The sequence below is a fragment of the Amycolatopsis viridis genome (genome assembly GCF_011758765.1).
Classification (GTDB): domain Bacteria; phylum Actinomycetota; class Actinomycetes; order Mycobacteriales; family Pseudonocardiaceae; genus Amycolatopsis_E; species Amycolatopsis_E viridis.
Map to the genome: position 1 here is coordinate 1,462,342 of NZ_JAANOU010000001.1, position 25,733 is coordinate 1,488,074.

At 72.3% G+C, this 25,733-nt stretch carries 23 protein-coding genes; 12 read left to right on the top strand and 11 right to left on the bottom strand.

Annotated elements, in window-relative coordinates; translation table 11 throughout:
* Positions 1-40: 40 nt before the first annotated feature.
* Entirely contained in the window at positions 41-1,516 is a 1,476-nt protein-coding gene (locus FHX46_RS07295; protein ID WP_167111816.1) for a neutral zinc metallopeptidase, read from the bottom strand.
* Here FHX46_RS07295 and glgP point away from each other — a divergent pair.
* Positions 1,515-4,055 carry an alpha-glucan family phosphorylase gene (glgP, locus tag FHX46_RS07300; protein ID WP_167111818.1) on the top strand — a complete coding sequence of 847 codons (2,541 nt, stop codon included), beginning with the start codon at positions 1,515-1,517 and terminating at the stop codon, positions 4,053-4,055. The two genes, FHX46_RS07295 and glgP, sit on opposite strands and share 2 nt — an antisense overlap.
* A 76-nt stretch (positions 4,056-4,131) precedes the next feature.
* Here glgP and FHX46_RS07305 read toward each other — a convergent pair whose 3' ends face one another.
* Positions 4,132-4,524, bottom strand: coding sequence for a rhodanese-like domain-containing protein (locus FHX46_RS07305; protein ID WP_167111820.1), 393 nt, complete (start codon positions 4,522-4,524; stop codon positions 4,132-4,134).
* Positions 4,524-5,063: a cysteine dioxygenase gene (locus FHX46_RS07310; RefSeq protein WP_167111821.1), complete on the bottom strand. Its 540-nt coding sequence runs from the start codon at positions 5,061-5,063 to the stop codon at positions 4,524-4,526. The genes FHX46_RS07305 and FHX46_RS07310 overlap by 1 nt, the downstream gene beginning before the upstream one ends.
* A gap of 300 nt (positions 5,064-5,363) precedes the next feature.
* Between FHX46_RS07310 and FHX46_RS07315 the strand changes: the two genes are divergently transcribed.
* Genes FHX46_RS07315 through FHX46_RS07335 form a run of 5 tightly spaced genes read left to right on the top strand, consistent with a single transcriptional unit; the run spans position 5,364 to position 9,851 of the window.
* Positions 5,364-6,128 (top strand): ABC transporter ATP-binding protein, encoded by a 765-nt coding sequence (locus tag FHX46_RS07315; RefSeq protein WP_208400807.1) that lies wholly within the window; start codon positions 5,364-5,366, stop codon positions 6,126-6,128.
* A gap of 51 nt (positions 6,129-6,179) precedes the next feature.
* Positions 6,180-6,959 (top strand): enoyl-CoA hydratase/isomerase family protein, encoded by a 780-nt coding sequence (locus FHX46_RS07320; RefSeq protein WP_167111825.1) that lies wholly within the window; start codon positions 6,180-6,182, stop codon positions 6,957-6,959.
* A gap of 1 nt (position 6,960) precedes the next feature.
* On the top strand, positions 6,961-7,914 hold the full coding sequence (locus FHX46_RS07325) for a class I SAM-dependent methyltransferase (protein ID WP_167111828.1): 954 nt from the start codon (positions 6,961-6,963) through the stop codon (positions 7,912-7,914).
* The gene (locus FHX46_RS07330) at positions 7,915-9,060 is read left to right on the top strand and encodes a class I SAM-dependent methyltransferase (protein WP_167111830.1); all 1,146 of its coding nucleotides are present in this window, start codon (positions 7,915-7,917) and stop codon (positions 9,058-9,060) included.
* A gap of 50 nt (positions 9,061-9,110) precedes the next feature.
* On the top strand, positions 9,111-9,851 hold the full coding sequence (locus FHX46_RS07335; protein WP_167121222.1) for an HAD family acid phosphatase: 741 nt from the start codon (positions 9,111-9,113) through the stop codon (positions 9,849-9,851).
* A 37-nt stretch (positions 9,852-9,888) separates the two neighbouring features.
* Here the strand turns inward: FHX46_RS07335 and FHX46_RS07340 are convergent, their stop codons facing one another.
* A complete protein-coding gene (locus FHX46_RS07340; RefSeq protein ID WP_167111832.1) occupies positions 9,889-11,295 on the bottom strand; it encodes a serine/threonine-protein kinase in 1,407 nt (468 codons plus the stop codon).
* 837 nt (positions 11,296-12,132) lie between these two features.
* Here FHX46_RS07340 and FHX46_RS07345 point away from each other — a divergent pair.
* Positions 12,133-13,941: a DivIVA domain-containing protein gene (locus tag FHX46_RS07345; protein WP_243871239.1), complete on the top strand. Its 1,809-nt coding sequence runs from the start codon at positions 12,133-12,135 to the stop codon at positions 13,939-13,941.
* A gap of 249 nt (positions 13,942-14,190) precedes the next feature.
* Here the strand turns inward: FHX46_RS07345 and FHX46_RS28770 are convergent, their stop codons facing one another.
* Together FHX46_RS28770 and FHX46_RS07350 are read right to left on the bottom strand one after the other, a co-directional pair.
* Positions 14,191-14,319: a hypothetical protein gene (locus FHX46_RS28770; RefSeq protein WP_279589428.1), complete on the bottom strand. Its 129-nt coding sequence runs from the start codon at positions 14,317-14,319 to the stop codon at positions 14,191-14,193.
* Between the two features lie 482 nt (positions 14,320-14,801).
* Entirely contained in the window at positions 14,802-15,392 is a 591-nt protein-coding gene (locus FHX46_RS07350; protein ID WP_243871240.1) for a hypothetical protein, read from the bottom strand.
* 132 nt (positions 15,393-15,524) lie between these two features.
* On the opposite strand from FHX46_RS07350, the gene FHX46_RS07355 reads away from it, so the two are divergent.
* The 3 genes from FHX46_RS07355 (at position 15,525) to FHX46_RS07365 (ending at position 18,689) form a co-directional block, all read left to right on the top strand.
* Positions 15,525-15,962, top strand: coding sequence for an Hsp20/alpha crystallin family protein (locus tag FHX46_RS07355; RefSeq protein WP_167111838.1), 438 nt, complete (start codon positions 15,525-15,527; stop codon positions 15,960-15,962).
* A 95-nt stretch (positions 15,963-16,057) separates the two neighbouring features.
* Positions 16,058-17,422 carry an FAD-binding oxidoreductase gene (locus FHX46_RS07360; protein ID WP_167111840.1) on the top strand — a complete coding sequence of 455 codons (1,365 nt, stop codon included), beginning with the start codon at positions 16,058-16,060 and terminating at the stop codon, positions 17,420-17,422.
* A 4-nt stretch (positions 17,423-17,426) separates the two neighbouring features.
* Positions 17,427-18,689 (top strand): aminotransferase family protein, encoded by a 1,263-nt coding sequence (locus FHX46_RS07365; RefSeq protein ID WP_167111842.1) that lies wholly within the window; start codon positions 17,427-17,429, stop codon positions 18,687-18,689.
* Positions 18,690-19,007: 318 nt separating this feature from the next.
* On the opposite strand, the gene FHX46_RS07370 is transcribed toward FHX46_RS07365, so the two are convergent.
* Positions 19,008-19,574 carry an NADPH-dependent FMN reductase gene (locus FHX46_RS07370; protein ID WP_167111844.1) on the bottom strand — a complete coding sequence of 189 codons (567 nt, stop codon included), beginning with the start codon at positions 19,572-19,574 and terminating at the stop codon, positions 19,008-19,010.
* A 34-nt stretch (positions 19,575-19,608) separates the two neighbouring features.
* Positions 19,609-20,229, bottom strand: a complete 621-nt coding sequence (locus FHX46_RS07375) for an NAD(P)-dependent oxidoreductase (protein WP_167111845.1) — start codon at positions 20,227-20,229, stop codon at positions 19,609-19,611.
* Between the two features lie 56 nt (positions 20,230-20,285).
* Here FHX46_RS07375 and FHX46_RS07380 point away from each other — a divergent pair, with 56 nt between their 5' ends.
* Complete coding sequence (locus tag FHX46_RS07380) at positions 20,286-20,651, top strand: winged helix-turn-helix transcriptional regulator (RefSeq protein WP_167111847.1); 366 nt, start codon at positions 20,286-20,288, stop codon at positions 20,649-20,651.
* Positions 20,652-20,699: 48 nt separating this feature from the next.
* Here the strand turns inward: FHX46_RS07380 and FHX46_RS07385 are convergent, their stop codons facing one another.
* The gene (locus tag FHX46_RS07385) at positions 20,700-21,710 is read right to left on the bottom strand and encodes a Glu/Leu/Phe/Val dehydrogenase (protein ID WP_167111849.1); all 1,011 of its coding nucleotides are present in this window, start codon (positions 21,708-21,710) and stop codon (positions 20,700-20,702) included.
* A gap of 79 nt (positions 21,711-21,789) precedes the next feature.
* On the opposite strand from FHX46_RS07385, the gene FHX46_RS07390 reads away from it, so the two are divergent.
* Entirely contained in the window at positions 21,790-22,257 is a 468-nt protein-coding gene (locus tag FHX46_RS07390; RefSeq protein WP_167111851.1) for an Lrp/AsnC family transcriptional regulator, read from the top strand.
* Here the strand turns inward: FHX46_RS07390 and FHX46_RS07395 are convergent.
* Both FHX46_RS07395 and FHX46_RS07400 read right to left on the bottom strand, forming a co-directional pair.
* The gene (locus tag FHX46_RS07395) at positions 22,251-22,865 is read right to left on the bottom strand and encodes an SDR family oxidoreductase (RefSeq protein WP_167111853.1); all 615 of its coding nucleotides are present in this window, start codon (positions 22,863-22,865) and stop codon (positions 22,251-22,253) included. The two genes, FHX46_RS07390 and FHX46_RS07395, sit on opposite strands and share 7 nt — an antisense overlap.
* Positions 22,862-25,711, bottom strand: coding sequence for an AfsR/SARP family transcriptional regulator (locus FHX46_RS07400; protein WP_167111855.1), 2,850 nt, complete (start codon positions 25,709-25,711; stop codon positions 22,862-22,864). The genes FHX46_RS07395 and FHX46_RS07400 overlap by 4 nt, the downstream gene beginning before the upstream one ends.
* Positions 25,712-25,733 lie beyond the last annotated feature (22 nt).

Sequence of the window (25,733 nt, forward strand, 5' to 3'; positions counted from 1 at the left end):
ACGCCCGGCGCTTCCCCTCCCGCACCCGGTGCGGGAGGGATCAGCCGTACCGCTGCGAGCAGGGTTGTGAGCCCTGCAGGTACCCGGTCCGCATGGCCTCCACCCGGTTGAACCCGCTGGCCGCCGGCTTGCCGTGCACGTCGGCGGCCACCAGCGAATCCGGCCGCAGCAGGTCCGAGATCGCCTCGTCCAGATCGCCGGCGGACAGCCGGAGCTGTTGGCCGGGCTGCGCGGCCACCGCCGCCCACGCCCCGACCAGGCAGGCCGTCCGCAATCCCGCGTTGGGGTTGTCCAGCGACGCCCCCACGCCCTTCTGAATGCCCAGCGCGTAGCGGGAGGCGACCTCGGCGAACGCCGCGAAGTCGCCGTGCCCGCCGCTGCCGGAACCGCTGAGCTCGCTGCGCTGGTCGACCGGGCGGCCCAGTGCGGCCAGCGCCGCCAGGTCGATGCTGACCGTGTTGCCGTCGGCGCAGTAGGACGCGGGCGGGGTGGACGCGCCGCCCGGGCAGCTGCCGCCGTCGTCGGTGATCCGCGGCGACGGCACCTTGGCACCCGCGAACGCCCGGTCGAGGCTCGCCCCGAGCAGCGTGATCGCCTCCCGGTCGACCCTGAGGTCACCGTCCCGGTCGTCGGCGTCGAAGGGCCGCTCGGTCAGTCGCGGGCGGATGCTGTCCATCGTCATCGCCGCACACTTCTTCGGGCCGCGCTCGAAGCCGATCTGGAAGGCGTAGGTGCGGTCGAACCCGGTGCCGTGCGCCGCCCGGTCCGTCGCCGAGGTGCCGGCGTCGTCCCGCACCAGGAACAGCGACGAGAGCGCCGAGTTGAGTCCGTCGGAGGTGGACACGGCGAAGTACTTGCTCCGGCCTTCGGCGACCCAGCGGTAGTAGCCGCCGGCGAAGCAGTCCGCCTGCTGCTCCTTGACGATCGTCGGCGTGTTGCGGGTGATGCCGGCCTGGTCGCCAAGCCGGTACTGCACGGCGTGGCCGAACTCGTGCGCGAGCACCGTGACCACCGACAGCGGCCCGAACTTGTCCATCATCGTGGGCAGCAGCGCACCGCGGTCCCAGGCGATGGAATCGTCGGTGCTGCAGTAGAACGCGTTGACGTTGCCCTTGGTGTCGCCGCAGCCGTTCTTCTGGTTCGCGCCGCCGGAGTCGTAGGACAGCAGGGACTTCACCGGCCGGAACGTGACGCCGAAGCCGGAGGGCAGGGCGTCCGACCAGTAGTCCTCGACGTCGGCGATGGTGGCGACCGCGATGCGGTCGGCCTCGTCGTCGCTGACGTTGGTCACGTTCAGGTCGGGGTCGGGCGCGTCCCGTTTGAGGCCGCTGTCGAAGTGCGTGATCGGCAGGCCGGCCACGTCACTCTCGATGGTCAGCGCGGCCGTACCGCCGCCGCACCCGGTCAGGGCCAGCGCCAGCACCCCGCTCAGCGCCACCAGCGTTCGCCGCACCCGGCCCCCTCGATGTTCGTCACGCTTGTCGCAGCGCACCTTACCGATATCGTCGATCCTCATGAGAGCAATCCGCCGGTTCACCGTCCGCGCGAGCCTGCCCGAGCCGCTGGCCGGGCTGCGCGCGCTGGCCACCAACCTGCGCTGGACGTGGCACCCGCCGACCCGTGACCTGTTCGCGTCGATGGACGACGAGCTGTTCCGTCGCGTGCGGGACCCGCTCCGGATGCTCACCGCGGTGTCCCCCGCCCGCCTGGAGGAGCTCGCCGCGGACGAGGACTTCCTCACCCGCGCCCGCGCGATGACCGAGGACCTGGACCGCTACCTGACCGAGCGCCGCTGGTACCAGCAGCGCCCGCAAGGGGAGCAGGCGCCGGCGGCGATCGCGTACTTCTCCATGGAGTTCGGGGTGCACGAGGCGCTGCCGAACTACTCCGGTGGTCTCGGCGTGCTCGCCGGCGACCACCTCAAGGCGGCCTCCGACCTCGGCGTGCCGCTGATCGGTGTCGGGCCGCTCTACCGGTCGGGGTACTTCCGGCAGTCACTGTCGCTGGACGGCTGGCAGGTCGAGCACTACCCGGTGATCGAGCCGAGCGCGCTGCCGCTGGAGCTGCTGACCGGCCCCGATTCCGAGCCGGTGCTGGTGCACGTCGCCATGCCCGGTGGCCGCGACCTGTATGCGCAGGTGTGGCAGGCGCAGGTCGGACGGGTGCCGCTGCTGCTGCTGGACACCGACGTCGACGCCAACGACGAGGACCTGCGCCGGGTCAGCGACCGGCTCTACGGCGGCGACGCCGACCACCGCATCCGCCAGGAGATCCTGGCCGGCATCGGCGGGATGCGCGCGGTGCGGCGGTACTGCGAGCTGACCGGCCACCCGCAGCCCGAGGTCTTCCACACCAACGAGGGCCACGCCGGGTTCCTCGGCCTGGAGCGGGCGCGCGAGGTGATCGCCGAGCACGGGCTGGCCTTCGACGAGGCGCTGTCCGCGGTCCGCGCCGGCACGGTGTTCACCACCCACACGCCGGTCCCGGCCGGCATCGACCGGTTCCCGGTGGACCTGGTGCAGCACTACTTCGGTGACGGCCGCCTGCTGCCCGGCCTGGAGCTGCCGCGCATCCTCGCGCTGGGCGCCGAGGACAACCCGGGCATGTTCAACATGGCGCACATGGGGTTGCGGCTCGCGCAGCGGTCCAACGGCGTGTCCCAGCTGCACGGCCGGGTGTCGCGGCGCATGTTCGCGCGGCTGTGGCCCGGGTTCGACGACGCCGAGGTGCCGATCTCGTCGGTCACCAACGGGGTGCACGGGCCGACGTGGGTGGCGCGTGAGCTGACCGCGCTCCTGGGTGGCAAGCACAAGGCGTGGGGGCACGACGGCAAGCTGCCCAGTCAGATGGGCGTGTCCGACGAGGAGCTGTGGGCGCTGCGACGGGACCTGCGGCAGAAGCTCGTGCTCGAGGTGCGCCGCCGGGTGCGCAACGCGTGGTTGCAGCGGGGCGCGTCGGCGTTGGAGCTGGGCTGGGTGAACCAGGTGTTCGACCCGGACGTGCTGACCGTCGGGTTCGCGCGGCGCGTGCCGACGTACAAGCGGCTGACGCTGATGCTGCGCGATCCGGAGCGGCTGCGTGCGTTGCTGCTGGACGAGGAACGGCCGATCCAGATCGTGGTGGCCGGCAAGTCCCATCCGGCGGACGAGGGCGGCAAGGCGCTGATCCAGCAGGTCGTCCGGTTCACCGACGACCCCGCGATCCGCCGGCGCATGGTGTTCCTGCCCGACTACGACATGTCGATGGCCCGCTACCTCTACCGCGGCTGCGACGTGTGGCTGAACAACCCGACCCGGCCGCTGGAGGCGTGCGGCACGTCGGGCATGAAGTCGGCGCTCAACGGCGGGCTCAACCTGTCCATCCGGGACGGCTGGTGGGAGGAGTGCTACGACGGCAGCAACGGCTGGGCCATCCCGACGGCGGACGGCGTCACCGACCCGTTGCGCCGGGACGAGCTGGAGTCCGCTGCGCTGTACGACCTGCTGGGGCAGCAGGTGGCGCCGCTGTTCTACGAGCGCGACGCCGCGCGCGTGCCGCGCGGGTGGATGTCGATGGTGTGGCACACGCTCGACGTGCTGGGGCCGCGGGTGCAGGCGTCGCGGATGGTGCGGGAGTACGTGGAGACCGCGTACCACCCGGCGGCGGTGACGAGCGCGGCGGCGGCCGCCAACGGCTACTCCGGGGCGCGGTCCCTGGCGGCGTACCGGCGCCGGATCGACACCGTGTGGCGGCAGGTGCGGGTGCTCGACACCGAGCTGACGGTGGAGGCGCAGGAGCGCCTGGTGGTCGGCGACGAGGTCCGGGTGCGCGCGAAGGTCGACCTGGCGGGGCTCGCGCCGTCCGAAGTGGACGTTCAGACGGTGGTGGGCCGCGTCGGGGACACGGACGAGCTCGCCGAGCCGGTGACGGTGCCGATGGTGGCCGCCCAGGAAGGCGAGTACGTGGCGACCGTGCGGCTGCCGCGGGCGGGTTCGCTCGGGTACACCGTGCGGATCCTGCCGCGGCACGACCTCCTCGCGACCCCGGCGGAGCTGGGCAAGGTGGTGCTCGCCTGAGCGCGGGTCCCGCGGTCGCCGGCACCGTCGCCTTCGGACGGTGCCGGCGGCACCGACGGCCGGCGGCCGGGCGCGCCTAGGGAACCGCCGGAGTGCCACCCGGCCGCACCGGCAGCCCGGCCGCCCGCCAGGCCCGGAACCCGCCCACCAGGTCGGTCGCCCGGGACAACCCGAGCCGCCGGAGGTCGGCGGCGGCCAGGCTGGACGCGTACCCCTCGTTGCACACGACGATCACCGGCAGGTCCGCGTGCACCCCCGGCAGCCGGTGTTCGCCCGCCGGGTCGAGGCGCCACTCCAGGTGGATCCGCTCGACCGGCACCGACCCGGGGATCTCGCCCTCGGCCTCGCGGTAGGCGATCGGCCGGATGTCCACGATCAGCGCGCCCTCGGCCTGCAAGCGCCACGCGTCGGCGGGCTCCGCCCGGTCCAGCGCGGACCGGGCGGCTGCCAGCATCTCGTCGACGGTCATCAGCGCAGCACGCCGGGCAGCGGCGGGATCTCGGCAGGCACGTCGTCCAGGCTCGCGTACTCCCGGGTGGGCACCAGCGGCGGCGAGTAGGCGTGGATGCTCGCGGAACCCCCGGCGGCCGCGCCGGTCACCCGGTGCGCCCGCCCGGCACCGAATCCGATTCCGTCGCCGGCCACGTGCACCCGCTGCCGGACCGGCCCGCCCGGGTAGCGGTACTCCTCGGCCAGCTCGCCCCGCAGGACGGTGAACGAGCCGGCCGCGCCGCCGTGGTCGTGCGGCGCGGTGCCCTGCCCGGGCAGCCAGGTCAGCACCCACAGCTCGAGCCCCTCGGTGAGGGCGAGCCGTGCCCACCACCGCCGGTCCTGGTCGAAGTGCAGGAACTCGGCGATCCGCTCGCCGAGATCCAGGGTCACGGTGCGGGTGAGGCCCGCGAGCTGGGTGGGCGTCCAGATCAGTCGTTCGGGGTGCAGCAGCTCGTCGAGCTCGGTTCCGGCCAGGCGGGGGTGGATTTCGGACGGACGCAGGACGGACTGGGTCATGACGGTCTCCCGGATTGGTCGCGTGAACAACGGCGCGGCGAGACGCGGCAGGGTCAGCAACCCCGCCGCGTCGGGCGACACCCGCACGACGCGACCAGCACCAGATCCACAGCGCGATTGCGCCAGAAACGGCGCCGACGGAACCGGGAGGTGCTCACGAAGCGCATACTGCCACGGCGCCGGGGTCACCGGTTGTGACGTCCCACCAAGTGGTACGGGGGCGGCGGGACCGCGGCCGCGCCCGGCCGCCACAATGGGCTCGTGAGCGAGCCGAACGACCTTGACGATCTCGTGGTGCGCATGGCCGGGGTGGGGGTCCGCCGCGGGCGCACCGACCTCCTGGCCGGCCTCGACTGGTCCGTGGAACTGGACGAGCGCTGGGTGGTGCTGGGTCCCAACGGCGCGGGCAAGACCACACTGCTCCGGCTCGCGGCCGCCGAGCTGCACCCCACCACCGGGACGGTGCACCTGCTGGGCGAGCAGATCGGCCGCACCAACATCTTCGACCTGCGCCCGCGCATCGGCTTCAGCTCGGCCGCGATCGCCGCGCGCGTGCCCGTGGACGAGAAGGTCGGTGACGTCGTGGTGAGCGCCGGGTACGCGGTGATCGGCCGGTGGCGCGAACAGTACGACCAGCTCGACACCGGCCGCGCCGGGGAACTGCTGGCCGCGATGGGCATCCGGCACCTGGCGGAGCGCGACTACGGCACCCTGTCCGAGGGCGAACGCAAACGCGCCCTCATCGCCCGCGCCCTGATGACCGATCCCGAGCTGCTGCTGCTCGACGAGCCGGCCGCGGGCCTGGACCTGGGCGGCCGCGAGGACCTGGTGGCGCGGCTGTCCGAGCTGGCCCTCGACCCGGACGCGCCGGCCATGGTCCTCGTCACACACCACGTCGAGGAGATCCCGCCCGGCTTCACCCACGCGCTGCTGCTGCGTGACGGTCGGGCCGTGGTCGCGGGCCTGGTCGACGACGTCCTCACGGCCGAGAACCTGTCCAAGACGTTCGACCAGGATCTGGTGCTCGAACGTTCGGGTGACCGCTTCTTCGCGCGTCGCCGGTAAGGTCAACCCCTACCAGCCGGTAGGCACCGCACGATCAAGGAGGATGCCAGCGTGGGCGAGTTCGTTCGGCTCGAGGTGGACGGCGGGATCGGCACGATCCGGCTGGAGCGGCCCCCGGTCAACGCGATCAACGGGCAGGTCACGGCGGAGCTCGCGGTGGCCGCGCAGGAGGCCACCGAACGGGCCGACGTGCGCGCGGTCATCCTCTACGGCGGCGAGAAGACGTTCTGCGGCGGCGCCGACGTCAAGGAGATGGTCACCCGCTCCTACGTCGAGATGCGGTCGTTCGGCGCCAAGCTGCAGAACACGGTGGCCGCGGTGGCCGCGATCCCGAAGCCGGTCGTCGCCGCGATCACCGGCTACGCCCTGGGCGGCGGGCTCGAGCTGGCGCTGGGTGCGGACTACCGGATCGCCGGGGACAACGTGAAGGTCGGCCAGCCGGAGATCCTGCTCGGCATCATCCCCGGCGCTGGCGGCACGCAGCGGCTGTCCCGGCTGATCGGCCCCAGCAAGGCCAAGGACCTGGTGTTCACCGGTCGCTTCGCCAAGGCCGAGGAGGCCCTCTCGCTCGGCATCGTGGACCAGCTGGTCGCGGCCGACGACGTCTACTCCGCGGCGCAGAAGTGGGCCGGCCAGTTCGTGAACGGCCCGGCGGTCGCGCTCGCGCAGGCCAAGGCCGCCATCGACGGCGGCCTCGACATGGACCTGGCCAGCGCCCTGAAGCTGGAGACCCAGCTGTTCACCGCGCTGTGGGCCACCGAGGACCAGACCACGGGCATGACCTCGTTCGTGGAGAACGGTCCCGGCAAGGCCACCTTCGAGGGGAAGTGACGTGACCGCCGATCCCGCGCCCAACCCGCACGCGACCGAGGAAGAGGTCCAGGCGGCGTACTCGGACCCCAAGCTGGCCAACATCCTCTACCACGACTGGGAGGCCGGCACCTACGACGAGAAGTGGTCGATCTCCTACGACGAGCGCTGCATCTCCTACGCGACCGACGTGTTCACCGCGGTCGCCGGCGAGGCGGGCCGGCCCTACCCGACCGCGATGGAGCTGGGCAGCGGCACCGGGTTCTTCCTGCTCAACCTGATGCAGGGCGGCGTGATCAAGAAGGGGTTCGTCACCGACCTCTCGCCGGGCATGGTGCAGGTCGCCTTGCGCAACGCGCGGAACCTGGGACTGGACGTGGACGGCCGGGTCGCCGACGCCGAGCGCATCCCGTACCCGGACGACAGCTTCGACCTGGTGGTCGGGCACGCGGTGCTGCACCACATCCCGGACGTGCCGGGCGCGCTGCGCGAGGTGCTGCGGGTGCTCAAACCGGGTGGCCGGTTCGTGTTCGCCGGTGAGCCGACAAGGATCGGCAACTTCTACGCGCGCAAGCTGGGCCAGCTGACCTGGTGGCTGACCACGAACATCACCAGGGTCCCGGCGCTGAGCGGCTGGCGCCGCCCGCAGGAGGAGCTGGACGAGTCGTCCCGCGCCGCGGCCCTCGAGGCGGTCGTCGACCTGCACACGTTCGACCCGTCGGAGCTGGAGCGGATGGCCCTCGGCGCCGGTGCGGTGGACGTCCGGGCGGTCACCGACGAGTTCAGCGCAGCCCTGGCCGGCTGGCCGATCCGGACGTTCGAGGCGGCGGTGCCGCCGGAGAAGCTGACCGTGCGCTGGCGGATGTTCGCCTACCACCTGTGGCTGCGGCTGTCCGCGCTGGACAAGAAGGTGCTGGCCAAGGTCCTGCCGCGGCAGCTGTTCTACAACGTGATGATCACCGGCACCAAGCCGTAAGTGCCCTACGCGTTCACCCTCGACGACGTCGCCTTCCTCCGCTCGGCGGACGGCGCGCGTGCGCTGGCCGCGGTCGCCCGGCTGCCGTTGACCGACCGGGTCGCGGACGTGGCGGCCGTGCGCAAGCTCGTGGGCGAGCGGTTCGCGCCGGTGCTGGAGACCGTGCTGTTGCGCCGCAAGGGCAAGCTCGACCCGGACTGGCTCTACACCTCCGACGCGCTCCAGCAGGCCAGCGTGCCGCCGGTCGCCCGGCACCGGGCCACGCGGCTGGCCGGCCGGGACGTGCACGACGTGACCTGTTCGATCGGCGCCGACCTGGCGGAACTGGCCCGGGTCGCGCGGCGCTGCGTCGGTTCCGACCTGGACCCGGTGCGGCTGGCGATGGCCCGGCACAACTGCCCGGACGTCCCGGTGGTCCGGGCCGACGCGCTGAACCCGGTGACCCGGGACGCGGTGGTCGTCGCCGACCCGGCGCGCCGCGACTCCGCGGGCCGGCGCACCTGGCGGCCGGCGGACTTCGCCCCGCCCCTGGACGCGCTCGCGGACGTGTACGCGGGCCGCGACCTGGCCGTGAAGTGCGCACCCGGCCTCGACCCGGCCGCGGTGCCGTGGGCGGCGGAGATCGAGCTGGTCTCCCTCGACGGGCAGGTCCGCGAGGCGTGCGTGTGGAGTGCCGGGCTGGCCACCGCGCGCCGCCGCGCCACCGTGCTGCGCTCGGACGGGCCGGGGTGGACGGTGACCGACCGGGACCCGGACGACGTCGGCGCGGCCGCACCCGGGGAGTGGATCGTCGACCCGGACGGCGCCGTCGTGCGGGCCGGCCTGGTCAAGCACTACGCCGCCCGGCACGGGCTGTGGCAGCTCGACGAGCGCATCGCCTACCTCACCGGGCACACACCACCGCCCGGTGTGCGCGCGTTCCGGGTCGCCGAGCACGGCCACTACCAGGAGAAGTCGCTGCGCACGCTGCTGCGCGCCCGCGGCGTGGGGCGGCTGGAAATCCTGGTACGTGGTCTGGACGTCGACCCCGACGCGCTGCGCAAGCGGCTCAAGCTGACCGGCGCCGAGGAGGCCACGGTGGTGCTCACCCGCATCGGGCGGACTCCGCACTTCTTCCTCTGTCGCGCGGAACGGGTTCCCCGGTAGGTTCTCGCCTCGTGCACAGTCCACGGGGAGGAACCATGTTCCGCAAGAAGATGACCGGATTGGTGAAGCTGGCGGCGGCGGCCGCGGTCGGCGCGGCCATCGCCGGAGGCACCACCGCGATGGCGACCTCCGGCGGCGGCCACGAACCGGCGAACCTCGGCCAGGTCAAGCTGGACGTCAAGGCCTACTACGGCGACCGGATCGACGCCGAGGGCAGGCACCACGAGTCCGGCGACAGCCGGTGGGCCACCGACCTGCGGCGGCAGGTCGACGGCGCCCGGCACTACCTCGCGGTCCGCCTCCAGCAGGGCGTGCGCAACCCGGCGATCGTGCTCGACATCGACGACACCTCCGAGGTCACCTACGGCTGGGAGGCGGACAACGACTTCGGCTTCGACCCGGTCAAGCAGGAGAAGGCCATCGCGGACGGGGCGTTCCCGGCGATCAAGCCGACCCTCGAGCTGGCGAACTGGGCCGCGCAGCACGGGGTCAAGGTCTACTTCCTGACCGGCCGCAAGGAACACCAGGGCCCGGCCTCGCTGAAGAACCTGGCCAACGAGGGTTACCCGGCGCCGGCCGCCGCCTTCTTCAAACCGGAGACCGCGGCGCCGGACTACCTGTCGTGCGGCCTGACCTGCACCACCGTGCAGTACAAGTCCGGGACGCGGGCGCACATCGAGTCGCTCGGGTCGACGATCGTGCTCAACCTCGGCGACCAGTACAGCGACCTCGACGGCGGCCACGCCGAGCGGCCGGTCAAACTGCCGAACCCGATGTACTACCTGCCCTGAGGCGGAAGCGGACCGGCGGCGCGTGAGCTGCCACCGGCTACCTGCCCACCAGCGTGTCGGTGTTGATCAGCCACTTCCCGTCGCGCTGGATCATGCCGAGGTGGTGCCGTTCCCGCGAGTGCGAGCCGCCCTTCACGAAGTCGAGCGTGACCTCGACGGCGCTGTCGTCGATCTGCCGGGGGCCGCCGACGATCGTGACCGCGGTGATCGTGGACCAGAAGTTCACGTAGCTCGCCTTGCCCTGTGCCTGCAAGGCGGGACCGAGGCGCGCCCAGCCGGCGTCGGTGCCGCCCGGCATCAGGGCGTAGTAGTCGCTGACCGCCTGGGCCGCGGAGGCGGTGGCCGGGCTGGGACGGACGCTCGTGGTCCCGGCCGTCGTGGTGATGCTGCGGGAGGGCGGGGCGGTGCTGGCCGGCGGGAGGGTGCTGGTGGACGGGAGGGTGCCGGCGGTGTCGGCGGGGGCCGGGTTGTCGCCGCTGAACGAGGGCAGCAGGACCACCAGCGCGACCACGAGAGCGGCGACCACCGCCAGCGCGGCGCCGACGTAGGCGGATCTCCGCCCGGACGGTCTCGGCTGCGGGACCGGCTCCTCGACCTCGGTGCCGGCCGTCATCAGGGCGAGTTTGCCCAGCTCCGCCGCCAATTCGGGCATCGTCGGCCGGTCCGTCGGGTTCACCTGGAGCATCCGGGTGAGCACGCCGGTGAGCGGCCCGGCCTGCTCCGGTGGGGCGACCCGGCCGGCGGCGGCCGCGTAGAGGAGCGCCATCTGGTTGTCGAGGTCGCCGTAGGGCATGCGGCCCTCGACGGCGGTGTAGAGGGTGGCGCCGAGGGAGTAGACGTCGGACTCCGGGCCGGGCTGCTCGCCGCGGGCGGCTTCCGGGGAGAGGAACGCGGGGGTGCCGGCGAAGCGGCCGCTGCCGGTGAGAGTGCCGTCGTCTGCGGCCTTCGAGATGCCGAAGTCGGTGATCTTGGCCGTGCCGTCCGCGCCGAGCAGGATGTTGCCGGGTTTCACGTCGCGGTGCACGATCCCGGCGGCGTGGGCCGCAGCCAGGGCGGAAGCCGCGTGGGCGCCGATGCGCGCGACGTCGCCCGGCGGGAGGCTGCCCCGCTCGGCGAGGACCTCGGCCAGGCTGTGGGAGGGCAGGTACTCCATCACCAGCACGGGCCGGCCGTCGTCATCGGCCACGTCGAAGATGCTGATCGCGTGCGGGTGCTGCAACCGCGCGGCCAGGCGGGCCTCGCGGAACGACCGCTTGCGGGCCTGCTCGGCCTCGTCGTCGGTGAGCCGCGGCGGGAGCAGGAGTTGTTTCACCGCAACGGTCCGGTCGAGCAGCTGATCGCTCGCCTCCCACACGACGCCCATCGCGCCCCCGCCGATGTGCCGCCGCAGCCGGTACCGCCCCGCGATGACGCGCTCGTGGTCCTGCCCCTCGGTCTCCGTCACCCGGCAAGGTTACGGTGTGGTCCCAACCCCGCGCGCGGCAAGCACCGGGTGCCGGGCAGGGGTACCGGTCGCACCGTCACGGATCCTCCCACCTGGCGGTTTCCGCTGGCCACCGCACCGCGTGGCGGCCATTGGCGGGTTGCCGACCTCAACACCTACTTGACCCTTTTCGCGGCACCGTCGCCCGGGAGCACGGGGCAACCGAGGGCCGCCTGGCCGGTGCGCGACGCGGAGATGGCGGACGACAACCGCATGGCGGCGCGCCAACAGACACCACCACTCCCGCAACGGGAAACGGCGCGGCACAAGCCGCTGGTGACGCGTGCGACCCGCGGGCCCGGTGCGGATGCGCCGCCCGAACAGCGCTGCGGCCGGCCCGCCTCGCTCGACGGCGGGCGTCTTCCTCGTGGTGCCGCCCGGTCGCGAGCACCGGCTTTCGCCAGTTCCGCGGGGCGGCGCGCCGCACCTATGCCTGCGAGGAACCGATTCATGGCGATGAGGTGCCGACGGTGCGCGTCGGTTTTGCCGGAATGGGCGCGAGGTCGGCATTGCGCAGGCGGCTCGGCGCGGAAATCGGGGCGTCCGAAGGCTGTCCGTGGTGCGGCGTCGTGGTGAACCCGGAAACCGATTCGCGGTGGCACAGCAGCGTTCTCGCCGCCCGGAGGTGGTGCCGGAGCGCGCCGTCGGGTGAAGCCGGACCCGGTTCCGCGAGCGTCACACGGGAAAATTGCCTTTGCCCGGCCCCAGCGAGTGGACGGCGGGCACGGATGAGAGGATGCTAGACGGTGGCAGGCTTTCAGCTTTGTCCATTCAGGACAGTCTCTTCGGGAGGTGCGGATGACGGCCGTGGACGCTCGCGAGGATCTGGTGCCACTGCGGACGGATTTCGACCGCTCGTGGCGAGGCTACGATGCTCGGCAGGTGCAGGCGTACGTCCACGCCGTGGAGGCCGACCTGCGGATGGTGATCGCTGATCGCGACGCGGCGGCCGCGGCCGCGGAGCGTCTTGCCGTTCAGCTCGAGGATCTGCGCTCCGAAAACGACGCCCTGCGGGAGAAGATCGACCGGATCAGCCGGAGCCCGATCGACGCGGAGGGGCTGACCGAGCGGCTGCTGCGGATGGTGGAGCTGGCCGAGGACGAGGCCGCGGAGGTCACCGAGCGGGCTCGGCTGGCGGCCGAGCGGAGCTGGGCCGCGGCCGAGCAGGCGGCCGGGCGGCTGCGTGAGCGGCACGAGCGTCTGGTGGCCGAACTGGATGCCCGCCGCCGGCAGATGGCCGAGGAGCAGGCCGAGCTGATGCGTCGCACCCAGGCCGAGGTGGACCTGATGACTCGGCAGGCGACGCAGAGCAGGCACAAGCTGGACGAGCAGGCCGCCCGCCGCCGCGCCGCGGTGGAAAAGGACTTCGAAGAGGCGATGGCGGTGCGCCGCGCCACGTCGCTCCGCGCCATTGCCGAACGCGAAGCCGAAGCCCGTGCCAAGGCCGACGAGCTGGTCACCACCGCCCAGACCCGCGCTGACAAGCTCCTCGCGGCCGCCCGCGCGGAGGCCGAAGAGGCCGTGACGTCGGCCCGTGCCGAGGCCGAGCAGACCCTGACCTCGGCTCGTGCCGAGGCCGAGCGGAGGCTGGCCGCGGCACGCGCCGAGGCTGAGCAGACCGTGACCTCGGCCAGGGCTGAAGCGGACGAGACGTTGACCTCGGCTCGTGCCGAGGCGGAGGAGACGCTGACGTCGGCGCGTACGGAAGCCGACCGGCTGGTCACCTCGGCCCGTACCCGGTCCGACGACCTGCTCGCCTCCGCTCGTGCTGAAGCCGAAGCCACGGTCGCTTCGGCCCGCGCGAAGGCGGACGACCTGGTCAGCTCCGCGCGCAAGGAGGCCGACAAGCTGCTGACCTCCGCCCGCGCTGAGGCGGAGGAGACGCTGACGTCGGCGCGGCGCGAGGCGGAACAGACGCTGAGCGCGGCCCGCGAGGAGGCCGACACCTTGCAGGCCGAGGCCACGAAGCAGGAGGCCGACGCCCGCGCCAGGGCCGAGGACTTGGTGTCCCGGGCCACGGCCGAGGCCGACGAGCTGGCCGCCGACGCCCGGTCCCGGGCCGACGAGCTCCTCGCCGACGCCACCGCGCGCGCCGACGCCAAGCTCGCTGATGCTGATTCCCGGCTGTCCGACGCGACCCGGCGTGCCGACGCGATGGTCGCTGAAGCCACCGACCGGGCGAGCTCGCTGGTCGCGTCGGCGACTGCTCGTGCCGAGGACAAGGTCAGCAGGGCCAGTGCCCAGGCCGAGCGGCTGCTGGCCGAAGCCACCGCCGAGGCCCGCCGCCGCGCCGAGGAGGCTGCGGCCAAGGTCGCCGAGCTGACCCAGATCCGCGAGGACACCGCCAGCAGGCTTCGTGCCGTCAACGCCCTCCTGGCCGAGGCGACTCCGCTCTGGGCGGAAACTGCGCCAGGTACGCCGGACTCGCGAGGAGCTTCGCAGGACAGCGTTGCCGCTCACGAGGAAGGCGAGGAACCACGGCCCGGGACGGCGGTGCCCGCCGGGTCCGGAGCCGAAGGCCGGTCACCAGCGCTCCCGCGCATCGACATCGCCGTCCCGGTGCAGTCCGCGCCCGCCGACAAGGCCCCGGTGGAAGCGGCTCCCTGACGGCCGGTGTCACCACGCCAGTCCAGCTGGGTGAGCGGCGGGAGGCTTGATCGCCTCCGCTTCAGGTGGCACGTCCCGTTCGGACGGGGCTCGACGGCTGGTGGCGCTGGTGGTGCCGTGTCGCCCTGCCCAGTAGCAGGCGCGCACGCCTTGCCAGCACGCGCGCCTCTTGCCGGACGTGCACCTCTCGCCAGCACGCGCACCCCTTGCCGGGCGCGCTGGTCAGGGCTACTCACCGCTCAGCTGTACTCACCGCTCAGCTGTACTCGCTGTCCTGGCGTGCTCACTGCCCTGCGCGTGCCGCACCTGCGCGGCCCCGGCCATCCAGCCGGCCGGGGTGAGTGACGCGGTCTGGATCACCCGCGCCGCGTTCGTCAAGACCCCAATGGAAGGGTCCCTCCCGCGTCCGGGAGTTGCTTCCCGGGCCCAGACGCTGGTTCGCCCAGTCCGGTGGCGTCCGGGGCTGTCGGAAAGTTGCGTCGATACCTCCTCGGGGTGGTCGGAGCTGTGTACCTGTTTTCGGACGCCGCGCTGCCGGATGATCGGCCCTTCCCGACGGCTCGCCCAGGATGGTGCCGAGCCGACACGCCTGCGGATTCTTGCCGGTACCGACCCCGGACCGGACCTCGTCGTCGAGGGGTGTGGCGGTCACCTGCCCGCTCTTCCTGAGCCTGCCGCTGCCGCTGCCGCTGCCGCTCGTCGTCCCGCGGTCACTCGGCCTGCCGTGTCACTCAACCTGCCGCGTCGCTCGACCTGTCGTGTCACCTGACCACCCGCTGTCGGTTGACCTGCTGTGTCGCTTGGCCTGCCGCTCTCACTCGGGCTGTCCGTCATTCGGCCCGCGGGCATGGGTGATCCGGTCAGGAACCGTTGGTCGTGCGTGAAGACTGCCTCCTTTCCTGGGTCTCCCGGCGGACCCGGTCCATGTGTTCGTGCAAGGCCGTCACCTCGACGGCCAGTTCGGGGTACACCTGGTCGAGGTGCTGGCTGACCCCGGCCAGCGGCGACAACAGTGCCGAGGCGTCGTCCTCGGCCAGTGCACGCCGGACCCGTCCGACTCCCGGCACTCCCTCCAAGGCGCTGATCTGCCCGGCCAACCGGCGCAGCGAAGCGGAGTTCTCGCGTGCCCATCGGGTGACCGCCTTCTCCTCCGCGCGGCGGTCACGTGTCTCCTGTACTCGTTGATCGGCCGTGTTGCCGCTGCCCGTGGCATCCCGGAGCCGCAGGTAACGACGCTCGGCCGCCTGTCTGCTGGCCACGCCGAGCGCCGGCGCCAGCTCCGCCCAGCTGACTCCCGCGTCGCGCGCGGCCTTGATGAGCTGGGGCTCCCAGGCCGTCAACTCGTCGCGCAGTGCTCGCAGTACGCGGAGCGCCGCGAGCACCTCCGCCGGTTCGTGCTCGCCGGCATCCTCGCCGAGCACGTCCACCAGCAGTTCCACTGCGTCATGCATGTTCTCGTAGGGCGGCACGAATGTCATCATTCCGATGACGGACGGACTTGTCAACTGGAGGACGACGCGCTATAACTGTGGTGTGCGACGTCAACGCCAAGGAGATACCGGACCCGAGGAGGTGTGACCCAGATGTTGATGCGCACTGATCCCTTCCGCGAACTGGACCGCCTGACCCAGCAGGTGTTCGGCCAGGGGCCTGGAACGTGGTCACGCCCGGCGATGATGCCGATGGACGCCTACCGTGCGGGCGACGAATTCGTCGTGGTGTTCGACCTGCCCGGTGTGGATCCGGACGCGATCGAGCTGGACATCGAGCGCAACGTGCTGACCGTCAAGGCGGAGCGGCGTCCCGCTGCTACCGGGGACGACGTCGAGATGCAGGTGGCCGAGCGGCCGCTCGGGGTGTTCTCCCGGCAGCTCTTCCTGGGCGACACGCTGGACACCGAGAACATCAAGGCGAACTACGAGGCGGGTGTGCTGACGCTGCGGATCCCGGTTGCCGAGGCCGCCAAGCCGCGCAAGATCGCAGTCGAGAGTGGTGAGAGCCGCAAGGAGATCACCGCTTGAGATTGCTGCGGGAGGGGTGATGCTCGGACAACCGTGGACGAGCACCCGGGCATCACCCGGTTCTCCCGCTGCTCGTCGCTCGATACGGTGAGTTGGTGGGACTCATCGCCGAGCTCGAAGCCGATTTCGTGACGACCGACCGGGATGTGCTGGCCGGTTACCGCTTCGACCAGGCCGGATTCGGCACTGCGGGTGTGCCGATCGCCCTGGCCCGGCCGTCCAGGACCGAAGACGTCGTAAGAATCATGCGTGTCGCTTCCCGGCACCGGACCCCTGTCGTCCCGCAAGGTGCCCGGACGGGACTGTCCGGAGGGGCGAACGCGGTGGATGGGGCGATCCTGCTCTCCATGGAGCGGATGACCCGCATCCTGGAGATCGACGAGATCAACCACACGGCGACGGTGCAGCCGGGAGTTGTGAACGCCGTGCTGTCCCGCGCCGTCGAGGACAAGGGCCTGTTCTATCCGCCCGACCCCGGCTCGTGGGAGTCGTCGACGATCGGTGGCAACGTCGCCACCAACGCCGGCGGGCTCTGCTGCGTGAAATACGGCGTCACCGCTGACTTCGTCCGGGAGCTGGAGGTGGTGCTGGCCGACGGTCGAGTGCTGCGGACCGGGCGCCGTACGGCGAAGGGGGTTGCGGGGTACGACCTGGTCCGGTTGTTCACCGGCTCGGAGGGAACGCTCGCGGTGATCACCGAGATCACCGTGGCGCTGAGGCCCGTGGCGGAGGCGCCGTTGACGGCGGTCGCGTTCTTCGCGACCCCGCCGGCGGCGTGCCGGACGGTCACGGAGTACCTCGGCACGGGGCAACGTCCGTCAGTACTGGAGCTGATGGACAAGCCGACGATCGACGCGGTCGCGGCGTACCGGGACCTGGGTTTCCCAGCCGACGTCGAGGCCGTGCTGATCGCCCAGTCGGACCGTGGTCCGGCGGCGCCGCGGGATCTCGAGACCTTCGCCAAGGTCGCCCGAAGCTGCGGAGCGACCGACGTGCTGGTGGCGAGCGACCGCGCCGAGGCGGACATGCTCATCGCGGCACGACGGCTCGCCGGTGTGGCCATGGAACGGCTGGGTGACCGGCTCGTCGACGACGTGTGCGTGCCACGCTCGCGGTTGGCGGAGTTCTTCGAGGGAGTCACCGCCATCTCGCGCGAGCACGACGTGCTGATCCCGACATGCGGGCACGCGGGGGACGGCAACATGCACCCGAACGTGGTCTTCGACGGCGCAGACCCGGACTCGGTGCGGCGTGGCAGGGCCGCGTTCGACGCGATCATGGCGCTCGGTCTCCGGCTCGGCGGCACGATCACCGGCGAACACGGCGTAGGCACGTTGAAGCGGGATTGGCTGGAGACGGAGCTGGGCGAGGTGGGTGTCTCGGTCCACCAGGCGGTCAAACAGGCGTTCGACCCGCTGGGGATTCTGAACCCCGGCAAGGTCGTTCGCCCGCTACCGTGAGGGGATGGAGACAGCACTGTGGCATCCGTTCTCGGACATGGCAGTGGTCCGGGACGAGGAATTCGTCCTCGAACGAGGCGAGGACGTGTGGGTCTACGACGCCGCCGGCAACCGCTACCTGGATGCCACGGCCAGCCTGTGGTACGCCAACGCGGGCCACGGCCGGACGGAGATCGCCGACGCCGCCGCCGAGCAGATGCGCAAGCTCGCCGGCTACTCGATATTCGGCGACTTCGCCAATGAACCGGCCCGCGCGCTCGCGGGACGGCTCGCGGACCTCGCACCGATGCCGGATGCCAAGGTATTCCTCACCACCGGAGGTGGCGAGGCGATCGACAGTGCGGTCAAGATCGCCCGCCGGTACCACGACGCGCAGGGGCAGCCCGAGCGCGTGCACGTCATCAGTCGTACGAACTCCTACCACGGCACGAACGGCATTGGCACCGGCGTCGCCGGCATCGACGCCAACCGAATCGGGTTCGGCGAAATCCTGCCCTCCTCGTCACGCGTTGCCTACGACTCGGTGGACGCGTTGCGCGAGGAGATCCGGCGCGTCGGTCCGGACCGCGTCGCGGCGTTCCTGTTCGAGCCCGTCATCGGCGCGGGCGGTGTGCTCGCGCCGCCCGAGGGATACGTGCAGGGCGTGGTGGACGTGTGCCGCGAGTACGGCGTCCTGGTGATCGCCGATGCGGTGATCTGCGGGTTCGGCAGGCTCGGCACCTGGTTCGGCGTCGAGCGGTGGGGCGTGGAGCCGGACCTGATCACCTTCGCCAAGGGGGTCACCAGCGGCTACCTGCCGATGGGCGGTGTGGTCGTGCACGGGCGCGTGGCCGAGCCGTTCTGGGAGCGGCCCGGAACGACCCTCCGGCACGGCGCCACCTACTCGGGCCACCCGGCCTGCTGCGCCGCGGCGCTGGCCAACCTCGACATCCTCGCGCGGGACAACCTGGTCGAGCGGGGCCGGCTCCTGGAAGACGAGCTCGCCGCGGCCCTGAAGCCACTGACGGCGCACCCCCTGGTGCGCGAGGTGCGGGCGGGAGTCGGCCTGCTGGCGGCCGTCGAGTTGCAGCCGGAGCTGTTCGACCGGCTACCTTCCGCCGTACCCGACCTCAGCCTGCTCATCCGTCAGCGCGGTGTGCTCACCCGGACACTCGCCAAGGCGCTGGCCGTGTCGCCGCCGTTGACGATCCGGAGCCCGGAGATCAACGAGATCGGCCGGGCGTTCGCAGCCGGACTCGATGAGCTGGCGCAGAAGGCAGGGGAGTGAGCCAGGGCCGGTGACGCACCGAGCGCGCGCGGCGTCCCGGCGCACGGGATGGGTGCGTGGCGGCGGTTCGGTGACCTTGGCGCGTGACCTCGTGCCGGCCGCCCCGTGCCCGGGGCCGACACCCCTACCAGCGACACCCCTACCAGCGGGCCTGGGCCGGTGACTGGCGATGGGACAACGGCGATCGCTGGCTGGGTGCCCCTCTCGAGCGGGCGGGCGCGGATCAGCCGGCGACGGCCCTCGCGAGTGGAGGCGAGGCCAGGCCGGCTGCGACAGGGGGCCGGTCACCCGCTTGCGAGCGGGTGACCGGCCCTGGGGTCAGCTGGCGTAGGGCCGCACTCGCCGCGCGTCGCGGAGAGCGTGGGCCCACCAGGACAGCTGGTCGAGCAGAGCCTTGGCCGCCGCTGTGGCCGCGTCGGGGCTCACCAGCTCGCCCTGGTCGTCGAACTGGCCCCAGGCACCGTGGAAGCTCACGGTCTCCCGGATCGTCGTCGCGTGCAGCTCGGCGAAAACCGGCCGCAGGTGCTCCACCGCCCGCAACCCACCGGACAGCCCGCCGTACGACACGAACGCCACCGGCTTCGCCTGCCACTGCGTCCCGTGCCAGTCGAGCAGCGTCTTCAGCGACGCCGGGTAGCTGTGGTTGTACTCCGGGGTCACCACGACGAACGCGTCCGCCCGCTCCAGCCGCTCGCTGATCGCCCGCACCTCGTCGGTCACCTGGCCGGAGAGCGCCGCGGGAAGGTTCGCCTCGGCGAGGTCGATCACGTCGAGCCGGTAGCCGCCGTGGGCGGACGCCTGCTTGGCGAACCACCTCGCGACCACCGGCCCGAACCGGCCCTCCCGCGTGCTCCCGACGATTACCGCAACATCAAGTTGGTCCATGCCGGCCAGCATGTAACCTCGACAATACTTGAAGTCAAGCGCCGCTGATCACGACGTGCTGCCGCTGGTGACGCCCGTTCAGAGCCTCGTCGACCAGCGCGATCGCGAAGTCGGCATAGGAAATCCGGTCCGCTGGGTTGCCGTGCGGAGCCACCCGGTAGGCGCCGGTGCGCCCCGCGGAGTGATCGAAATCTCCGGCCGGGCTGACGTACAACCAGTTCACCTCGCTGTCGCGCAGCACCGCCAACCCGGCCGCGTGTGCCGCGGAGAACGGGCGGAACTCGGCCGGGAACCCGGGTGCGTCCATCCACGCCTGCCCCGACGCGTCCGCCGCCAGCGACGCGATGCCCACGACGACCAGGCGCGCGGGCGCGGCCGCGACCAGCGCCCGTGCCGACTCCGTGAAGAAGGCGTGCGGGTCGGTGCCCTCGCCGTAGACGGCGGCCGCCGAGATCACCGCGTCCTGGTCCTTCACCAGGGCGGCGACGGCCGCCGGATCGGTGACGTCGCCCGCGACCAGTTCCACCCCGTCCGGCGCCGCGTGCTGGGCCGGGTCGCGGACCACGGCCGTCACGTCGTGTCCACGCCCCGAAGCCTCCGTGACCACCTGCCGTCCCGCTCGCCCACCGGCGCCGAAAACCACGATTCTGCTCATGACGCGACCGTAGCCAGCACCCTGGTTTCCTCCCGGATACCGACTATCGTGGCAGTATGCGTGAACCCCTGCCGCCGGACATGTTCGACGAGATCTGCCCGTCGGGCCTGGTGCCGATCCGGTTCGGCGACAAGTGGGCGCCGCTGGTGATCGCCTGCCTGGAGGGCGGGCCGCGCCGGTTCTCCGAACTGCGCGTGCCGTTGCAGCGGGTGACGCCGAAGATGCTGACCAAGTCGCTGCGCGGTCTCGAACGCGACGGTCTCGTCCGCCGCACCAGCCACTGCGGGACACCGGCGCGCGTTGAATACGAGCTCACGCCCCTCGGCCGCAGCATGCTGGCGCCGATGAAAGCGGTCTACGCCTGGGCGGGCGAGCACTGGGAGGAGCTGCTCGACGCGCGGGAGTCCTACGCGCAGCGCTAGCCGGGCCGGAGAGCCGGCGGCTCCCGCGGTGGCCTGGGCGGGCACCGCTCAGGGCGTCAGCCGCGCCGAGGCTCGGGCCAGGGCCTCGGTGAGCGGGGTCGTGCCGTTGTCGCGCGCAGCCGTCAGGACCGCGGACACCGTGTCCCCGATCGACTCGACGCGGGACATCGCCGCGGTGTGGGACAGGCCCTCGACCTCCCGGAGCAGGACGTACACCGCGCCGCCCGCGCTCGCCACGAAGTCCGGCACCCACACGATCCCCCGGGCAGCCAGGCCCCCGGCGACCGAATCCTCCGTGAGCTGGTTGTTCGCCGGGCCCACGATCAGCGGCACGGACAACTCCGGCACCAGCTCCGCCGGCAGCACCCCACCCACAGCGGCCGGCACCAGGATGTCCGCGGGCGTCCGCAACGCCTTGGCCGGCTCCACCCACTCGAACTCGCCCGTACGCTTCGCAGGGTCCACATCGGACACCAGGACCCGCGCGCCAGCCTCCGACACGTGCCGCGCCACCAGTCCGCCCACCGAACCCAGCCCGCTGACGACCACCGTGCGGCCGACGAGGTCGGCAGTGCCGAACACGTGCCGCGCTCCCGCGCGCACCGCCGCGAACACCCCCGCCGCCGTCGGCACGCTCGACGAACCCGTCCCGCCGTGCTCCGCCGGCAGGCAGAACACCCGCGACGTCGCGCGCCGCACCACCACCATGTCGTCCGGGCCCGTCCCCACATCCGGGCCACCGAAGTAGGAACCGCCGAAGGAGTCGATCATCTCGCCCAGATCGAGCAACGCCGCCTCGCGCAGCTCCGGTGTCAGTGACGTCCCCGGTTCGAGTGCGATCACGCTCTTGCCGCCGCCGAAATCCAGTCCGGCCGCGGCGTTCTTCAACGTCATCGCCTCCGACAGGCGCAACGCGTCGGCCAGCCCGTCCCGCCAGTCCGGGTACCGGCGCAACCGGATGCCGCCCGCCGCGGGACCCAGCGCCCGCGAGTGGACCGCGACGATCAACGCCAGGCCGGAACGGGGACCACGCCGCACCTTCACCTCTTCATGGTTCATGGGCCGGACGCTAGGCTGATGCCCAATGGAATAGCGACTTGACCGAACGATATTCGGCGCGAGCATCGGAGCTGCGAACATGGACGAACTTGATTCGGCGATCGTACGGCTTCTCCAGGAGGATGCGCGGCAGTCGAACCGGGACATCGCGCGCAAGGTCGGGATCGCGGCGTCGACGTGCCTGGAACGGATCCGCCTGCTGCGCCAGCGCGGCGTCATCCGCGGCTACCACGCCGACATCGACCTGACCGCTCTCAACCGCGGGGTGCAGGCGCTCGTCGCGACGCAGCTCCGGCCGCTGACCCGGGACGTGGTGGACGCCTTCGAACGCTCGATGGCGCAACTGCCCGAGGTGATCGCGGTGTTCTCGATGGCGGGCAGCGACGACTTCCTCGTGCACGTCACCGCGCAGGACATCGACCAGCTGCACGCGTTCCTCCTGGAACGCTTCACCAGCCGCCGGGAGATCTTCGCCTTCCGGACCTCGATCATCTACCAGCACCGCAGCAAGCAGGTGCTCGAGCCGCTACCCGCGCCGCGTCACTGATCGGGGTGCAACGCGGCGAACACCGACGGCCAGTCCGGGAGCGGCGAGTCCGCGTCGTCGTACAGCTCGAACGTCTTGCCCGACGCGGCCGGGTCGAACAGCGCTGCGACCGAGGCGTCGGCCACCGCGTCGCGGCTCACCCGGCCCTCGCCGGTGTCGCCCTGTTCGACGCGGATCCCGGTGACCGGCAGGTCGTGCAACCAGCTCGGCCGGACGATCGTGTACTGCGCGCCGCTGTCGCGCAGCGCCTGCTCGCCGCGGGCGCGCGCCTCGATGCGCGCGCTCATCTCCGGGTGCGCGGCCGGCCGGGTGAGGTAGATCTGCGACACCAGCACCACCGGGATGTCCTCGCGCGCCGCGATCTCGGCGATGGCCGCGACCCCGTGGTGCATCGCGGCCTCGGCGGCCGCCGGGTCCTTCGGCGGCTCCGCCACGATCACGACACCCTCGGCGCCGGTGAACAGGGCCGGGTCCGGTTTGCCGGTGAGGTCCAGTGCGGGTTCCGAACTGCGGCTCGCCGCCACGACCCGGTGGCCGCCACCGCTGAGCCGGTCCGCGATCCGTCGGCCGGTCCGGCCGGTACCGCCGACCACGACGAACGTGCTCATCGCCGCCTCCCGGCTGTCTCCGAAGTCACTGGGGTTGCTGAGGGCAGCATGGACCCGCCGGTGATCATGGTCAATGGCTGGTGACACAACCGTTCCCGCAGTGCGGCCGCCGCTTCGTCGGCCCCGAGCTCCGACCAGATCTCCAGCGACCGCCGGAACAGGCCCTGGGCCTCGTGCACCTGCCCGAGCCGCTCGTGCAGCTCACCCAGCAGCTGTCCCGCCTCCGCCTCGGACCGCCGGTCACCGTCGCGCCGGTGGACCGCCAGCGAGTTGACCAGCAGGAGCTTCGCGTGCGTGAGCTCGCCGCTGCGCAGGCACAGTTCGCCGAGACTCCGGTGCGCGTAGCCCACGCAGCGGTCGTCGCCCAGCTCGCCGAAGATCGTGATCGCCCGGTCCAGTTCTTCGCGGGCCGTGCCGAGGTTGCCGCGGTGCTGGTGCAGCAGCGCGATGCGGTGCCGCGCGTGCGCCTCCCGGTGCCGATCGCCGATCTCCGTGCACATCTCGCGCGCATCGGTCAGCCACCGCAAGGCGGTGGCCCCGCAGCCGCGCGCGAGCCACACGGACCCGATGGCGATCCGCACCACCGCCTCGCCGTGCCGGTCGCCGTGGCGGACGAACAACTCCAGTGCGTCGTGACAGTGCGACAGCGCCGCCTCGTACTCGCCCGCCATCCGCCGGATCGTGCTCAACCCGGCCAGCGCGACGGCCGCACCCTGGTCGTCGCCGATGCTCCGGAACAAGGCCAGCGCACGCGTGAACGCGCTGTGCGCGGCGGCGTAGTCGTCCTGGTAGACCTCGAGCTGCCCGAGGTTGCGCAGGACCACCGCCTGCCCGCGCGGGTCCCCGGTGCGTTCCGCCGCGCCGAGTGCCAGCTCGTGCGTGCGGCGCCAGTCCTCGTGGTGCCCGCGCAGGTCGAAGTACGGGGCGAAGGCCGTCGCCAGCTGCCACGCGAGCGCGTCGAGCCCGTGGCGGACGGCCAGTTCGACGAGCGCGACGGGTTGTTCCCCCGCGTACCACGCCACGGGGTCGGCGAGCACCGTCCGATCCGGACACCACAGGCCCGGCGGCAGCGGTCCTGGCGTGGCGCCGAAGAACCGCACCGGCATCCGCTCCGCCGCCTCGGTGGCCAGCGACAGGCAGCCCTCGACCACGCGCCGGACGCCGTCGTCGGCCGGGTCGGCGAGTTCCCGCGCGTAGCAGCGCACCAGGTCGTGCAGCCGGTACCGCCGGCCCACCGACTCCACCAGGTGCGCGTCGACGAGCGCGTCCAGCACCTCGTCGGCGCATTCCCGGCCGAGGAGCGCACCGACCATCCAGCCCGGGAACGGCAGCGGCCCCAGCGCGGCCAGCGCGCGGAAGGCGCGGGCGCAGCTGCCCGGCAGTTGCTCGTAGCTGAGCGTGAGGCTCGCGCGCACGGCGAGATCGCCGACGCGCAGCTCGTCGAGGCGGCGGCGTTCGTCGGCGAGCCGGCGGGCGAGCGTCCGGAGTGTCCATTCGCGACGGAGCGACAGGCGGGCCCCGGCGATGCGGATGGCCAGCGGCAGCCGGCCGCACGCCTCGACGATCTCGGCCGCCGCCGCGGGTTCCGCCTGCGTGCGCGCCGGTCCGGCGATCCGCGTCAGCAGTTCCGCGGCCTCCGCTCCGGACAGCACACCGACGTCGGCGTGCCGGGCGCCGGTGAGATCCGGCAGCCGTCCGCGGCTGGTCACCAGCACCGCGCACGCGCCCGCGCCGGGCAGCAACGGGCGCACCTGGGCCGCGCAGCCGGCGTCGTCGAGCACCACGCACACCCGGCGCCCGGCGAGCCGCGACCGCAGCAGGGCGGATCGTTCGCCGAGCTCACGCGGGATCGCCGGGTCCGGCACGCCGAGCGCGTGCAGCAACTCGGCCAAGACGTCCAGAGGCCGCCGGGGCGAGTCCGACGTGCCGCGCAGGTCGACGTAGAGCTGACCGTCCGGGTAGCGGTCACGGACGACGTGGGCGGCGTGCACGGCCAGCGCGGACTTCCCGGCACCGGGCGGCCCGGACAGCACGACGACCGACGTCCGTTCGCCGTCGAGCACCCCGGTCAGTTCCGCGAGCGGCTCCGCCCGGCCGGTGAAGTCCGGCAGGTCGAGCGGCAGCTGGCACACCGGTGTGACCGTGCCGACCTCGGCGACGGCCTGCCGCAGCCGGGCGCCGGGCTCGGTGTCCAGTTCCGCCCGCAGCAACTGCTCGGCCTCGGCGTAGGCGGCGAGCGCCTCGACCTGGCGCCCGGCCGCACCCAGCGCGACGATGAGCAGCCGCCACAGCTCCTCGCGCAGCGGGTGCTCGGCGAGCAGACCGCGCAGGTCGGCGACCGCCTCGTCGTGCCGCCCGGACTCGACGCGCAACCGCAGCCGGTGCTCCTGCACGGACAGGCGCAGCTCACGCAAGCGGGCCACTGTGGACAACCAGGTGTGGTGGTGCGGCAGGTCTTCGAGCACTTCGCCACGCCACAACCCCGCCGCGCGGTCGAGGAGCGCGGCCGCGGGTTCGGTGTGCGCCCGGGCCGCCAGCTGCTCGGCGAGGGTGGCGTCCAGCTCGTCCGGCGCGACGCGCAGCAGGTAACCGCCCGCGCGGCCCTCGATGCGGTCGCCGAGCAGCCGGCGCAGACCGTGCACATAGGTCCGCAGGTTCGCCGCGGCGGATCGCGGCGCCCGGTCCGGCCACAACACGTCGGTCAGCGTGTCCGCGGAGACCGTGGCGTTGGGCTGGAGCAGCAGCGCGGCCAGCAGCAGGCGCGGCTTCGGACCACCGAGGGGTGCCGGCCGCCCGCGAACCTCCACCTCGAGCGGTCCCAGGACTCGGAAGAACACCAACGGCATCACCTCCGGACGCCCGGCTGGA

Excerpts from the sequence above, each read along its gene's own strand:
- glgP (WP_167111818.1), top strand. The coding sequence starts at position 1,515 with ATGAGAGCAATCCGCCGGTTCACCGTCCGCGCGAGCCTGCCCGAGCCG.
- FHX46_RS07295 (WP_167111816.1), bottom strand. The coding sequence starts at position 1,516 with ATGAGGATCGACGATATCGGTAAGGTGCGCTGCGACAAGCGTGACGAA.
- FHX46_RS07305 (WP_167111820.1), bottom strand. The coding sequence starts at position 4,524 with ATGACCGTCGACGAGATGCTGGCAGCCGCCCGGTCCGCGCTGGACCGG.
- FHX46_RS07310 (WP_167111821.1), bottom strand. The coding sequence starts at position 5,063 with ATGACCCAGTCCGTCCTGCGTCCGTCCGAAATCCACCCCCGCCTGGCC.
- FHX46_RS07315 (WP_208400807.1), top strand. The coding sequence starts at position 5,364 with ATGGCCGGGGTGGGGGTCCGCCGCGGGCGCACCGACCTCCTGGCCGGC.
- FHX46_RS07335 (WP_167121222.1), top strand. The coding sequence starts at position 9,111 with ATGACCGGATTGGTGAAGCTGGCGGCGGCGGCCGCGGTCGGCGCGGCC.
- FHX46_RS07345 (WP_243871239.1), top strand. The coding sequence starts at position 12,133 with ATGACGGCCGTGGACGCTCGCGAGGATCTGGTGCCACTGCGGACGGAT.
- FHX46_RS07350 (WP_243871240.1), bottom strand. The coding sequence starts at position 15,392 with ATGCATGACGCAGTGGAACTGCTGGTGGACGTGCTCGGCGAGGATGCC.
- FHX46_RS07355 (WP_167111838.1), top strand. The coding sequence starts at position 15,525 with ATGTTGATGCGCACTGATCCCTTCCGCGAACTGGACCGCCTGACCCAG.
- FHX46_RS07365 (WP_167111842.1), top strand. The coding sequence starts at position 17,427 with ATGGAGACAGCACTGTGGCATCCGTTCTCGGACATGGCAGTGGTCCGG.
- FHX46_RS07370 (WP_167111844.1), bottom strand. The coding sequence starts at position 19,574 with ATGGACCAACTTGATGTTGCGGTAATCGTCGGGAGCACGCGGGAGGGC.
- FHX46_RS07375 (WP_167111845.1), bottom strand. The coding sequence starts at position 20,229 with ATGAGCAGAATCGTGGTTTTCGGCGCCGGTGGGCGAGCGGGACGGCAG.
- FHX46_RS07380 (WP_167111847.1), top strand. The coding sequence starts at position 20,286 with ATGCGTGAACCCCTGCCGCCGGACATGTTCGACGAGATCTGCCCGTCG.
- FHX46_RS07385 (WP_167111849.1), bottom strand. The coding sequence starts at position 21,710 with ATGAACCATGAAGAGGTGAAGGTGCGGCGTGGTCCCCGTTCCGGCCTG.
- FHX46_RS07390 (WP_167111851.1), top strand. The coding sequence starts at position 21,790 with ATGGACGAACTTGATTCGGCGATCGTACGGCTTCTCCAGGAGGATGCG.
- FHX46_RS07395 (WP_167111853.1), bottom strand. The coding sequence starts at position 22,865 with ATGAGCACGTTCGTCGTGGTCGGCGGTACCGGCCGGACCGGCCGACGG.
- FHX46_RS07400 (WP_167111855.1), bottom strand. The coding sequence starts at position 25,711 with ATGCCGTTGGTGTTCTTCCGAGTCCTGGGACCGCTCGAGGTGGAGGTT.